We start from the raw sequence: 12,950 nt of genomic DNA on the forward strand, positions 1-12,950 counted from the left end.
GGCGCGGCTTCTGTAACCCATCATCTGCCATCCCGGACGTTTGCCGCTTGTTCCATTATTTTTTTTCAACTGTACCTTTTCTGTAGCGGGCTACTGACTGCCTTTCCGAAAAGGGAACCCATTCACGGTCCGATAGCCTCTTGACTGCAGCGGTCCCCCGGCTGATAGGCGCCGGCTGGCACCTGGTGCTGTTATATGGCGCGTTACCCAAATAACGGTCCGTCAGCGCGGCAAATATTAGCTATTAGCCACGCTGGCAAACCTTATATGTAATGAAGTAAATGTAAAATGGAGATTGCGGGAGTTAACGTTTTCTTAGCGCTTTTTCTTCCAAATGGAATTCCTTCCATGCGGTTTTCAGGTCTTTCAACAATAAATCATGGTTACCGAAGTATTTAACGCTCATTTCCTCCCTGATCTTTCTCACCTCTGCCACAGCATCATATTTTTTTCTTTTTTTCATGATCATATGGTTTTAAGATTTCGCGCGGGGTCCTGATCTCAATTTGCCGGTACCCCATTTGCAAATTTATGGAATTATACAGTTTTATACGGTCAAGGTTTACGATGTGTTTAAAGTTCCAACTGGCGAGAACATCGGCCCCGTGCAATGTCGCAAGCGCAATATGTAACGCGTCATTATAGGAATTGTCACTTAGCGCACCCGCCGCAATATACGTATCTGCCAGCTTCATAGCTTTCACATGCCCCTTTACTTTGACTTTAAACCGTTTCGGAATTTCCGTCAGCTTCGCTTTTACTTCAGCTCCTGCTGGTTTCAGTTCCATCATAACTAGGTCGGAAAGCATTAGCTTCTTTATGCCGGTCCTAAACTCGTCAAAAAGCGCATTGCTGTGTACTTGAAATTCTTGGTCAAAACATCCCCCAATTACAGAGGTATCTGTATAAACATTCAACATGGTTGATAATTGAGCTAAGTGAAGAAGAGGGTTAAATCAAACTGCCTGATATAGGCACATAGTTGCGCTACGAACATGCGATGTTCGCTGGTGAGCGTATTTTCATCTTTAAACATGGTTTAATGACAACCGATCTGTAGAAGATTCGCCGGTTGCTTTGGGTTAACAGAAGTAGAGGGTTATTCTTCTTCGTTTAGGTTTATGGAGGCCAGCAGACGGCTGATTTGCCGCATTTTCCTTTTGCTGGCAGTTGGTTCCGGTTGGAGGGGTACAACTGGCAATTTTTCATTGGTAATTACTAAACGGTTGCGTCGCACCTGGACATTAACCCGGTCACCAATAGCAAAGCCGGCATCATGAAGCCAGACGCCCGCAAGTTGAATACAGGAGACGGATATCCACTGATCTGCTCGTTCCTGATGAAGTTGTTTAACAGTTATACTTCTTGTTTTTGGTTTGTTTTTCATAATTGTACTTATTTATCATAAATATACAAATAAGTACAGTTTTAAACAAATAAATAAGTGCTTTTTTATGCTTAAAAGGATAATTATTTTCTATCTTTTGGTCTATAATTACACCAATTGGATAAATATTGCATTGTTGATATTTTATATATGATTGTGGTATTAACGCTTCTTCTTAGATTGAGATTGAATTGAACTTTTACTTGAATTAACCCAATCAACAAATCGATTTATGACATTCGGACAAAGGGTAACTATTGCAAGAAAGCAGAAGAACCTTACCCAAACGGAATTGGCAGCACAGATAGGCACCAGCGGGAATATTGTAAGTAAATATGAAAGAGATTTCATAACCCCATCTATCGAGGTTGCCGCAAAGATTGCCGAAGTGTTAGGAACATCAATAGACTACCTGGTTACAGGAGCATTACCTGAAGGCGGGACAGTGTCGAATGAGGAGAAAATCCAACTACAGCAGTTTGACCAGCTCTCACCCGAAGATAAGCTACATGTCCTGGCTGTCGTTGAGGCTTTCGTAACCAAATCGAAATTACAATCTGTACTGGCACGGCCATCCTGGACAAAAAAATAAAGGCACCCGTTTTGTGACGAGTGCCTTTACACCAAACAATCCCAAAGGTAACCACACCTTAGCCGGGAAACTATTTATCAGCGGCCTAACCGCCTTCATTTGACACTGCTGTTTGACTAACCCCAGTCATGACTGTACCAGCAACAGCGATATAACCGGCAATTTTCACGATGATAGCAGGGATGGCGGGAATACCCATCAGGGCACCGCTGATCGCTGTCAGGACCAGACCTATATTTCGCACCTTACTGAAAAAGGGCGGAGTTGATGCGGTGAGTCGTTGTGCAAGTTTCATATACACAGTTTAAGAGGTGAAGAAAAGCCGGCCCACGTGGGCCGGGTTATCAAGGGTTTGGTGCTGCCGGCATACCGGAAACGTCCACCAAAGCCAGCGCGTTGTATGCGCCGTTTTTAAGGCTGTACAAGGCCCCGTTAACTTGCTGGTAGAACTCCACACCCAACGCCAGAAACAGCGGCTTGGTGGTGTTATCCGTCACATTTACGGTCAAATTCATGACAGCAGTCGGGGTTGCATCGATGGGCAGCTCTGCACTGGCAGCACTTCCATTGATGAATGTTTCCGCCTCGAAATCAATCTCCGCACCGGCCGCCTGGACTTTGAAATGGGTAGCACCTGCAGGAGCGGCCACCATGTTGATGGGGACGAACGCGGGAATATCGACGATCAGGGTTCCGGCAGCGCGATCAATAGCAGTGCTGAATGGAGCGTACAATGTACCGCCCAACCGTGCATTGCTGTTGAACTCAAAACCTTTGAGCAGCTCGGCCTCACCGTCGATGACGTTACGTTGTCCACGCACGTTGGTGGCATCTGCCTGAATCACCTTCACCATTTCACGGGTCAGGCGGGACGACATATAACTGTCGCCTATGCTGAGCAGTAACGCCCGGAAGGCGGTCCGCAACAGTTTACCAGCTTTGCCGGCGCGTCCAAATTCCGCCCCGTTCTCACGGGTCCGGACAAATGCGGGATCTGTTGCGATGCGGTTGGCATCAATGCCGCCTTTCTCACGTGCCAGGTGTCCGGCTTTCGTTTTGTAAAAGGTGATATTGCCGATTGTTCCTTTCAGGGGAATGATTCCACTTTGTCTTGCCATATAGAAACAATTGAATGATAGAATGGGCTGTTTGCATAGCCAAGCCCGTTAGGCTCACATCTGCGCAGGATGCACTACTTTTGCGGTAACCACCCCAAACCTAAGCCGGCATTTTAACCCAGAAAAATTTCCATTCCGATTATGCCATTTTCGCAGAAAATAGTACCTAACCGCATAGTGATTTATGCAAAAGACGTGATGAACATTACAGGCAGAAGTGAACGAACCGCCCGGAAGATCCTGCAACAAGTCCGGAAAACAAATGGAAAAGGAAGAAGCGCTTTTGTTACGGTGGCGGAGTTTTGCCGTTACGCTGGACTGGAAGAGAGCAGTGTCCAGGAGTTTCTAAAGTAGTAGAAGAAAGATAAAAGATACATGGCCGGATATAACATTCCGGCCATGTATGAAAAGTCTTATACAGTTTTGTCATCGACATTAGCCGCGGGAGCATTGCTTTTAACAGAAGCAATACCGTTGTCACGGCCGGAGGTACTTTCATACATTTCGCTAGTGCCGATCACCTGGCCGTTAGTGGCCTTCAGGTTAAAATAGTGTTTCCCGTTAGAAGATGTTTTTTTCTCGAATCGTTCATCATGTTGGGAATTGGTTCGTACAGATTCAATGCCGTTTTCGCAATTTGCTTTGGTGGTGTAGCCTTCACTGGCGAGAATAGTTTCTCCGTTACCAGCATTCAGTTTAAAACGAAATTCGCCTTTGGCGTCCTTGGAAATAACAAATTTACCCATATGGTTAAGTTTAAGTATCCTGAAGTTAAGCATTATTTCAAAACGGACTGCAGCGTTGCGGCAGTGGTACTTTAGTCTTGATAAGTATATAGGTCCGGTATATCAAAAGCGTATATACGTCATATTTAGTGCGTCAAATATATTTTATCGCTGTTTGTGCTTATTTAGCAAGGGTTTTCGTATCTTTGTGATGTTGTAAAGTTCTTTCAAACCTCTACAAAATAAGCTATTCCGGAAGGATACAAAATCGGATACACTAGCTTAAAAATCCTTTAGAAGCAGCGGCAATTAAGCCTTTGATATAGTCCCAGCGGGATCACAAACAACTTATAAACCTCGCGCATGGCGCGGGGTTTCGTTTTTTAGTTGAGCGTTTAGTCGAGTTCCTTCTGTATAACCCCGATTTCTTTCCTGTACTTTATACAGGTTAATCAGCTTTTACTAAGATATGAAATATCTGTTTGGGATTAATTTTTAACGACTATGTTGAATGGATATTTGTGAATTCCAAGGGGATTTTGCATCAATAGTGTTTCTTTAAATAAGGAAGACCTGAGTATGTCAGGTCCCCTTAGGTATCTTTGTTAGTTATTAGTAGCATCCTTTTTATCTAAATTTTTCGCTAAACTCTAACTCTAACATCAGTGCTGAGGTTGATGTTATTGTGTATGAAGCCTCTTGAAGTCAATAGATTCGTGGTAAGATCATAAACTTTATGCTTTTGTCTATTATCTCGAATTGTTAGGATCAGACAGTAATTTTGACTTAAAACAATTCCATCAGCAACACTTCTGCCAGAAATATAGTCTCTAAATAGACCCTCTACCTCGAGATACCAGTGCTTAGGAGCAGTAAGATGCCTATCTGAATTTGCTGGCGTCATATCCTCAAGGTTTACTGCATATTTTTTTATAGGATGAAATTTATCGCCATATTGCACTAACGTTCTCTCATGAGCAAATCTTCCGGTTGTATCTGCTCTAGAATTAGCTGAATAAAGACTTGGATGAAGCAGGTTCTTTCCACCTAAATGGCTTATAGGGTTTTGTTTATTATCTCTTTTTCTCACGCCGTCGTGTGTACCAAAACGAAATTCAATATTTGATTGGCAGTACTCGCCTCCTTGGTTTTCTGCAAACATTGGTTGAGTAACTAGAGTAGCAATGATTTCTCCGTAATATTTGCCATTTTCGATTAAAGCGTCTGGGAATGGGAAGTCCAGCATTTGTATCCAATTACCTTTGGCGAGGCTATCTTGTAAAATTAGCGTGATTTCGTATGGATCATTGTAAAGAATATTGTCTAAGCTGCTAGGTACTCCGTAGCCAAGCATTGTCAATCTTTCCTTTGTTGGTATTGACAATGAAGAAGGGTATTTGGCAGAATGAACGGTAAGTGCTTTTATTAGCAGTGGGTTAAAAGTTTCCTTTAACGAATGATTAATTCCGCCAACTAACGAAGATATTCTCGGGGTAGAAAAGCTAGTTCCTACATTCGAAACTATTTGCCCATTTGTTGAAAATGAATGAACTCCGGTAATTACCATTCTATTACTTGATGGATCGACACCTGCATTGCCGCCTATATGTGTAAGTTCGGGTTTATTTATGTATGAAGGTCCCAACCCAACACGAGAAAAAGGGGATGGGTGAAAAGTTTCGGCTTGATCATATTGACCTTTGTTGTGTGCAATCGATCCAACAACCAATGATAAAACTGAATCTGCAGATCGAGATATTCTGCTGACAGGATGATTTCTCATGAAATTTGTGCAATTGCCGGCAGATTTGCAAATAATAACTTCATTTTCACTTTGGATTTGATCTAAGGCCATTCCAAAAGGTGAAAAGGTATTAATATCAGCTTCTTGAGAAGATCCAAGTGATAAATTCCATGTTTTTATGTTTTTATGTTTACTTATAGCCTCTCTAACATGTTCTACTAAATCACTCTCTTCGATTGTGTCTTTTTTGGGGTCTGGAATTATCGCAGCGTCGAAAATATAGCATCCTCCTACTCCATTGGGGTGTACTTTTTCTAACTCATCTCCATAGACAACAATTCCCGCGACGAATGTTCCGTGTGACTCATCCTTTCTATCTTGTGGTACCTTTGAAAATTTTTCGGTAAGTAGCCACGGTTTTAAGTGGGGGATGGCAGTTATCCCTGAGTCGAGAATCCCAATGGTGGGATATGATTTTCCTTCTTCGGGGTATTTAATGGGGATATTCAATGACTCTCCGTCAGGTATAGAATCGAATGTAATCGTGAAGCGAGGCATTACATATAACGTTTCTAGGGCCTCAAATGTTCTCAAATCTTCAATAGAATCAAATGTGACATCTGCTATTCTGTATATAATTAAGTCAGGAGTATAGTTTACTTTTTTGAAAGTTATTCCTTTCTTCTTGCATGCGGTTTCAAATACTTTACAGACAGAGTTGTTTAGATGATAGTTCTGATAGTTAATTAAAGATACTCTTAAAGGTTGTTGCGTCCAGTCTTCGTTAAGAATTATATCAGGGGAATATTGGCTCATTTCAGTTATGGCGGCTATCCCTTTTTGGTGCTTCTGTCTATTGTTTAGATTCTTTTGGATTTTACGTATTTGGTCGATAGTATTTACTTTAATCAACAAATCACGATTGTTGACCATGCCAATTACATTTTGTTGGTCGTTGTCATTAAATATTTGGCAGATATCTGGTCGATGTGATTTAGCTATCGCTTTATCGTGAATGTTTAGGCGAAGAACCGCGGGGATGAAGTTTCGATCCTGTGGGCGCTGATCTAGCCAAGTGATCGCATCTGTAAGTACAGTATTGAAAGTATCTACTCTTTGATTTAACTCCTCCGTGGTTAGTTTTGCCCACGGTGGAAGCTCGCTACTTCCGCCGCCTTCTGGATTTCTGTCATCAATATTCTTCCTTTTTTCAAATATTTTTATCGGTAAGTTCTTCATAACTATTGAATTTTATTTTTTATCCAAAATATTTGTCGCTTGCCGGTATGAAATGCCCAAATATTGGGCAATTGCTGGCTTTGAGCAGCCGTTTTCTTCTAAGAATTTGGCTAAAAGGGCGGTATCATGTTTATTGTTGTTCCTGAATAAGAATAATTGCGTGAGAATATCCTCTAAGACAATTTCTTCTTTGTCTTGAATAATGCCTTTTGAAATAGTATTATTAAAAATTGTTTTTACCTCCGAAAAGGAAAGCCCCGACATACTTTCAGCTGCGAGTTCTTCTTTTTTGGAGTCTTCTAGGATGTTGTTTTTGAATTGGGAAAGGCTGCTATATAAAAGTTGGGATATTGCTTTTTTATCTGGCTTGGTTACGTCTACAATATAACTAAACCTTCTCCATATTGCTTTGTCCAGTAATTCGTGGTGATTAGTGGCAGTAATCAGAATATTGCCGGCTGCGGTGTATTCATCAATGTTTTGAAGTAAACTATTTATTACCCTCTTTAATTCTCCAAGTTCGTGTTGGTCGTCTCTGGCTTTTCCAATAGCATCAAATTCATCTAAAAATAATATACAAGGACGGCTAGATGCAAAATCGAAAATCCTTCTTATGTTCTTTGCTGTGTTTCCAAGTAGTGAGGATATAAGGGAGTCCAAGCGAGCAATCACTAAAGGTAATTGTAATCTGTGAGCAATAAACTTTGCAATTGTTGTCTTTCCGCACCCAGGAGGGCCATATAGAAGCAATGATGCATTAAGCTCTATGCCTGCTTTTAATAATTTATTTCTATGCTGTACCGTTGAGATAAAAGTGTTTATTGTGTTATGCATTGATTCTGAAAAGATTACTTCATGCATATTGGCTTCTGGTAATAGAACATCAGCCATTGTTAATCTGCTTTCTTGGTCGACCGGAGCATTTATTAATTGATCGCTAAAGACTGAGTTGATTCTTTTTTTTGTTAGTACACTTTCAATCCTATCTGCAGTCTTATTATCTCCATCTTTTCTTAAATTCTCAACAAGGAGGTTAGCGTAACTCATTACTTTTCCCGTGTCGCTTTTTAATGCCCCTTCAATAATTCTTATAATCTCTGTATACATAGGTTTTTCTTTTTGACTTTGTAAAAATATGGCATTTTTTGGTATAAAAACATGTTTTTGTGATAAAAGTTTTCATTTTTCGATAAATTAATAATTTATGACGATAAAATTTGTTGTTTTATGGAGCTTTTAGATTATTCGTATTAATAAATATTTACATATGAATAGATTCTGTTTTATTTTATTATTTTTAGATAAAGGATTCGTGTATGAAAAAGAATTTGCAGCGTATGGCATCCTTTGCCACTTTTGACCTCCCTCTTAATGTAGGCTATAATCAGCTACAACTACTCGCAATTCACAAAGAAAAAACGGCAACTACTCCCCGTTGGAATATTGAAGGCACACGGAGAAAGCTAATCGCTCATTATTGGTATGGGCATGTGTTTTATCACTTTCTGTCATTGTTTGGCGTTGCACTGCTTGTTATTTTGCTGTTTAGCCCTTATTTTAATTTGCTTTACTTATCTGTACTATGTATGATGGGGGGCATAAGTTTTGGGGTAGTCTACTTTTGCATCTATTTGCCTTCTTTTTCGTCAGCCTTTCTTCCGCAGTTGGAAACGTTGGTTGCAAACCACAAGAGGGCGCAGATTGAAATACCACAGACTAAAAGTGCTAAAACCCAATCTAAAATCCCGGCCCTAACAGTTACCCTTTATGCACTTTTCAAAACCGCGGGTGTCGAAAGAGTCGCTTCTGACGCCTTTTCTGCTCAGATGGTAAACAGATTAACCGGTGTGGATACTGATAGCATTAAAGAAAATCTTCGGAGGATTATACACCCAAAGAATTTAACCATCAAAGAACGTGCAGAAATAGTAAAAGGTATAGCCGTTGCAAGGGGGTACTTTGAGAAATTGGACCACTTGCCGGCTATTAAGTTATTGGATGAGCTGGAAATGAAACTGAAAGGGGTCTAAAGGCCCTTTTTTTAGTCTCAGGCCCTAGGTTTAAGTATACTTAGTTTTTTTCAGCTTGCCTGTAGGCGTATGTTTGTCGCCTAAAACAGTAAGTGTATGAAAGAAAATGTGCAAATTGAGAAAACTGTAACCCCCATGTTGTTTCCTTTTGATCCCGACCAGTATTGGCAACGGATTAGACTCATTATCCGGGAGGAAGTTACAAATGTTGAAAAGAGTAAACCCGCTCAACCGCTCTATGAAACACCCGGAATGACCTACAAGCCCCTTTTAAAGCTCGTAGAAGTCTGCGACCTATTTCAGGTTACCAAACCCACTATTTACGATTGGATCAGGCACGGGAAGCTAAAACGCTGTAAGATCCGATCCCGTGTATTCTTTCTTTGGAATGACATACAGGAATTGTTAAAGACCGAAGAAGGCCGCAAAGATTAAACGTTCAGCTTTGCTGCCCGTTTGCGATGATTGAACAGACAGCTTCGCTATCTGTTCCGCGGAGATTGAACTGGCAGCGTTGCCACCAGTTCGGGGAGATGATACAGGCAGCTACGCTACCTGTATGCGGAGATAAACCGGACGGCTTTGCCATCCGGTTGCGGAGGTCGAACGGCTCTACGCTCCGTTAGCGAGCGGTGTTTTTGCTGCGCAAAAACCGCTCGCCCCCTCGCTCCCGTTGGTCGCAAGGGGGATAATGCAGCGGAGATTGTAGCGGAGGATGACGGGCAGCTTCGCTACCCGTCTGCGGAGAAAGTACCGGCGGCAATGCCGCCGGTACGGGAAGATCGGACAGGGCAGCAAAGCTGCCAGCCCTCAAAGATTAAAACGTAGCAGTTATGGAACAGACGCAGGAAAAGAAGAAAGGTAAAGGCGGCAGGCCGCCTAAAGCCGTAAAGAAAGAAATTCGTACGGGTATACGGTTTACCAGAGCCGAGTATTTTATCGTCAAAGAAAAGGCCATTAAAGCAGGTTTGCGCTACACTGGCTATATCCGTCAGATGGCATTGTTTGGAGGTGTTATAGCCCGTTTAAACGACGAGGAACGGGCATATATCAAACAGTTAATAGGGATGGCAAATAATATCAATCAGGTATCGAAACAAGCCCACAAAGAGGGCATGTTAAATGCCATGCTACTTTTTGAAAGTTACCGTAGCCAGATTGATAACCTATTAAACTGGTTAAGACGTGATAAGTAAAGTAATTACCGGTAAATCTTTTTATGGCTGCTGTCGTTATGTTTGCGCAGATGAACAGAGGGCCGAAATACTGGAGGCAGAAGGGGTCAGAGATTACAGCTACCGGCATATGGGCAATGATTTTGAAATGAGCCGGCAACAGTTACCAGACAAGCGAAAGGCTGTTTTTCATGGCATCCTTAGCTTTTATCCTGGTGAACAGTTGACGAATGAAGCAATGGCGCAGATAGGGCGGGAATACCTCGAAAAGCTAGGTATCACTAATACCCAGTACGTAATAACAAAGCATACCGATACCGATCATTTACACCTGCATATCATTGCAAATTTGGTTAACAACCGGGGGAAGGCAATCCGTGATAACTGGATAGGGTTACGGGGGAAGAAGGCAGCGCAGCAGCTTACGCAAAAGTATCAGCTTATTCCTGCTATCGAAAAGAAAATAGCCCTTACCAATCTGCAAGCCCTCAACCAAGAAGAGGCGGCCCGTTATGAAATCTTTCAGGCCATCGAAGCAGTATTGCTCTACTGTAAAACCTTTCCAGCATTGGAAAAGGAGCTGATGAAAAAAGGAATAGACATACAGTACAAGTATAAAGGGGATACACAACAATTACAGGGGATTAGTTTTAAAAAAGGTTTGTATGCCTTTAAAGGTAGCAGCATTGATCGCAAGTATTCTGTAGCTGGCTTGCAAAAGTCAATGCAGCAGCAGATTACACAGGAGCAAAAGCAGTCAGATAGGCGCGGTATGCGTTTGTAACAGTAAACTTATTTAAGAATGAATTAAACTATGTATTATGAATGAGTTGTTATTGCAGACAATTGTAGACAAGTTAAATAAAGTTGATGAAAGTATCTGGCAGATAAATAGTGCAGCACCCCAAATGCCGGACTACACAGAACAGTTAAAGAATGTTGGTACTTCTTTAGAGCAGATAAAAGCAGATGTAACGGGAATGCCGGAACGTCTGAAATTTCCTACAGCGGCGGTTTATACGTTATCGCAAAATCTTGAAATAAATAACGATCTGCTGAAACGTCCGCCCGTACAGGAAATAAAGCATTATCATCATGTAAAGGTAGGGGTGATTGTTTCCGCTTGCCTGTTCCTGTTACTTGTCTTAGGGGCTGTATGGTTATTCAACACGCGCTCCATATTACAGGCTTATAGGGCAGGAGATATAAAATACCGTTACATACAGCTACAAGCGGGAAAACCGTTACGCCCGTTCCTGTCTACGATAGATAGCTTGTATCATGCGCACCCGCAAGCTTTCCGGGATAGTGTTGTACAATGGGAGGAAGAAAGGCAGCGCATAGCAGCTATGCTACACGAAGCGCTGGAAAAAGAGGCAGAAGCAAGCCAGTTAAGGGACAGAGCGGGGAAAATTCGGTAAGGCCAGTTTGTCCGGGGGAGGCGCTGCGAGGAGCAGGCCGCTTCAACTTCCTGAGTTTAAAATTCAAAAACTACTGTAAACTAATATTGTTTATCCGACAATAGTCTTCAATGGTGCCATGTAAAAGATGATCTTTACTCTGTCTGGCAGAAATAACATAAATTCTCAATGGTATTGATGCAGGAAGCATACTTAGTACTTTATTTATGGCTTCCCTATTAGCTAAAGAGTGATGTATTGATGGGAACCAGCCCTTAGCTGGTGCAATTCTATCTACAGCCTTTACAAATTCAGTAAAGGCATTTCCTTCCTCTGGTCCAATAAAGGTATAGTCTCCAGCCAGCAAAAATGGCTGGAATTTTAATTCTTCTTCAACTAAATCTTTCAGCATAATGTTTCTTTTTTAGTGAACCACGGCAACTATATCTAAGGTTACCGTGATCCAGGTTAATTATACAATTGATATTCACAGCACCACTTCTAAACATCAATGAGTTCAACAGAAACAATTCCTTTAGTATAAGGGTTCCGGGAAGTCTACACATCCTGCATAGCTAAAAATTTGAATTTGTTTATATAACTATTCTTTTGTAATTTAATTAAAAAGGTGTTGTATATGAAACAATAATAAAGCAAAGTTGGAAGCAGAAGATTGGCAAGTTTTAGTAGTTTGGGAATGTGAGATATCAAGAGTAAGCAATAGAGGCAAGAGGCTTGCTGGACTCATAGATGAAATAAAAAATAGTCCATTCAAAAAAATAATATCTATTCACTACCTGAAATTATACCTCAATGATAATCAAAGCTAGTTGGAAGCTCCCGATCCCACTAACAGATGGAAGTGTCCATAATGTCATTTACTGGGCCGATATGGAAAAGGTTTCCAATAAAGCTGGGTGCTACTGTTTCTGTAATAAGTACGGAAATTCTATAAGTATTGTCTATATAGGGAAAGCGAAAAACTTGAAAAAAAGAATAGAGCAACAGTTTCTTAATAACGTAAGACTTATGATAGGGCTTAAGAACTTTGGCAATGGTACGAGGATATTGATGTATTGTGAAGTTGAAACTCGAATGCATGAGAAACTTAAGATTTTAGAAAGCCAGCTTATTAAATCGGCGGCTGTTAATGGGCATACCTTATTAAATGTTCATGGTACGAGGAAGCTCGTCAAGCATGAGATTGAATTTATTAAGACTAACAAAGCGGCAAGAACTATTTTTGAAAGAAAAATGAAAGTTTTTTCATAACTGTAAGTTGTAAAAGCTCCGATTTGATCCGACAGTAGGATAAATTTTAGGCAGCTGGAGGTAGATCATTTCTCCCGCAGCCATCATCCCCCCCAACACCAAATTTTATCGCTAAAATTTCCCCGCTGATGTTACATTGCATTTTGAATAATTTATTTTGCAGCAAAGTCAGGGATTATACACCAGCCACCGGTGTTATTGAAGAGGATGGCGAACTAAATCTAAATTCTATATGATTTACCATAGTCTTATGAAAGATATACCCATT

16 protein-coding genes are annotated in these 12,950 nt (G+C 41.1%); 7 read left to right on the plus strand and 9 right to left on the minus strand.

The genetic code is table 11. From position 1 onward, the window contains the following. Nucleotides 1-304: 304 nt before the first annotated feature. The 3 genes from B5D63_RS34970 to B5D63_RS08875 form a co-directional block, all read right to left on the minus strand. Nucleotides 305-463: a hypothetical protein gene (locus B5D63_RS34970; RefSeq protein ID WP_159455945.1), complete on the minus strand. Its 159-nt coding sequence runs from the start codon at nucleotides 461-463 to the stop codon at nucleotides 305-307. Next, entirely contained in the window at nucleotides 441-920 is a 480-nt protein-coding gene (locus B5D63_RS08870; protein WP_078668346.1) for a PIN domain-containing protein, read from the minus strand. The genes B5D63_RS34970 and B5D63_RS08870 overlap by 23 nt, the downstream gene beginning before the upstream one ends. A 179-nt stretch (nucleotides 921-1,099) precedes the next feature. Next, nucleotides 1,100-1,387, minus strand: coding sequence for a SymE family type I addiction module toxin (locus B5D63_RS08875; RefSeq protein ID WP_078668347.1), 288 nt, complete (start codon nucleotides 1,385-1,387; stop codon nucleotides 1,100-1,102). A 232-nt stretch (nucleotides 1,388-1,619) separates the two neighbouring features. Here B5D63_RS08875 and B5D63_RS08880 point away from each other — a divergent pair, with 232 nt between their 5' ends. Next, entirely contained in the window at nucleotides 1,620-1,979 is a 360-nt protein-coding gene (locus B5D63_RS08880) for a helix-turn-helix domain-containing protein (protein WP_078668348.1), read from the plus strand. An 85-nt stretch (nucleotides 1,980-2,064) separates the two neighbouring features. On the opposite strand, the gene B5D63_RS08885 is transcribed toward B5D63_RS08880, so the two are convergent. The 5 genes from B5D63_RS08885 to B5D63_RS08910 form a co-directional block, all read right to left on the minus strand. Beyond that, nucleotides 2,065-2,274 carry a hypothetical protein gene (locus B5D63_RS08885; protein ID WP_078668349.1) on the minus strand — a complete coding sequence of 70 codons (210 nt, stop codon included), beginning with the start codon at nucleotides 2,272-2,274 and terminating at the stop codon, nucleotides 2,065-2,067. 49 nt (nucleotides 2,275-2,323) lie between these two features. Continuing rightward, nucleotides 2,324-3,097, minus strand: a complete 774-nt coding sequence (locus B5D63_RS08890; protein ID WP_078668350.1) for a hypothetical protein — start codon at nucleotides 3,095-3,097, stop codon at nucleotides 2,324-2,326. 413 nt (nucleotides 3,098-3,510) lie between these two features. Beyond that, nucleotides 3,511-3,843, minus strand: coding sequence for a YegP family protein (locus B5D63_RS08900; protein ID WP_078668352.1), 333 nt, complete (start codon nucleotides 3,841-3,843; stop codon nucleotides 3,511-3,513). A gap of 622 nt (nucleotides 3,844-4,465) precedes the next feature. Next, a complete protein-coding gene (locus tag B5D63_RS08905; protein WP_078668353.1) occupies nucleotides 4,466-6,805 on the minus strand; it encodes a S8 family peptidase in 2,340 nt (779 codons plus the stop codon). Nucleotides 6,806-6,817: 12 nt separating this feature from the next. Then, complete coding sequence (locus B5D63_RS08910; RefSeq protein WP_078668354.1) at nucleotides 6,818-7,912, minus strand: AAA family ATPase; 1,095 nt, start codon at nucleotides 7,910-7,912, stop codon at nucleotides 6,818-6,820. 209 nt (nucleotides 7,913-8,121) lie between these two features. On the opposite strand from B5D63_RS08910, the gene B5D63_RS08915 reads away from it, so the two are divergent. From B5D63_RS08915 to B5D63_RS08935, 5 genes are all read left to right on the plus strand, one after another. Then, a complete protein-coding gene (locus B5D63_RS08915) occupies nucleotides 8,122-8,835 on the plus strand; it encodes a hypothetical protein (protein ID WP_143312819.1) in 714 nt (237 codons plus the stop codon). A gap of 96 nt (nucleotides 8,836-8,931) precedes the next feature. Continuing rightward, the gene (locus B5D63_RS08920; RefSeq protein ID WP_078668356.1) at nucleotides 8,932-9,270 is read left to right on the plus strand and encodes a helix-turn-helix domain-containing protein; all 339 of its coding nucleotides are present in this window, start codon (nucleotides 8,932-8,934) and stop codon (nucleotides 9,268-9,270) included. A gap of 398 nt (nucleotides 9,271-9,668) precedes the next feature. Further along, a complete protein-coding gene (locus tag B5D63_RS08925; protein WP_078668357.1) occupies nucleotides 9,669-10,031 on the plus strand; it encodes a plasmid mobilization protein in 363 nt (120 codons plus the stop codon). Further along, nucleotides 10,021-10,794 carry a relaxase/mobilization nuclease domain-containing protein gene (locus B5D63_RS08930; protein ID WP_078668358.1) on the plus strand — a complete coding sequence of 258 codons (774 nt, stop codon included), beginning with the start codon at nucleotides 10,021-10,023 and terminating at the stop codon, nucleotides 10,792-10,794. The genes B5D63_RS08925 and B5D63_RS08930 overlap by 11 nt, the downstream gene beginning before the upstream one ends. A 37-nt stretch (nucleotides 10,795-10,831) precedes the next feature. Next, a complete protein-coding gene (locus tag B5D63_RS08935) occupies nucleotides 10,832-11,431 on the plus strand; it encodes a hypothetical protein (protein WP_078668359.1) in 600 nt (199 codons plus the stop codon). Between the two features lie 70 nt (nucleotides 11,432-11,501). Here the strand turns inward: B5D63_RS08935 and B5D63_RS08940 are convergent, their stop codons facing one another. Beyond that, complete coding sequence (locus B5D63_RS08940; RefSeq protein WP_078668360.1) at nucleotides 11,502-11,822, minus strand: hypothetical protein; 321 nt, start codon at nucleotides 11,820-11,822, stop codon at nucleotides 11,502-11,504. 479 nt (nucleotides 11,823-12,301) lie between these two features. On the opposite strand from B5D63_RS08940, the gene B5D63_RS08945 reads away from it, so the two are divergent. Then, on the plus strand, nucleotides 12,302-12,682 hold the full coding sequence (locus tag B5D63_RS08945) for a GIY-YIG nuclease family protein (protein WP_159455946.1): 381 nt from the start codon (nucleotides 12,302-12,304) through the stop codon (nucleotides 12,680-12,682). Nucleotides 12,683-12,950 lie beyond the last annotated feature (268 nt).

The organism is Chitinophaga eiseniae (assembly GCF_900167135.1).
Classification (GTDB): Bacteria; Bacteroidota; Bacteroidia; order Chitinophagales; family Chitinophagaceae; genus Chitinophaga; species Chitinophaga eiseniae.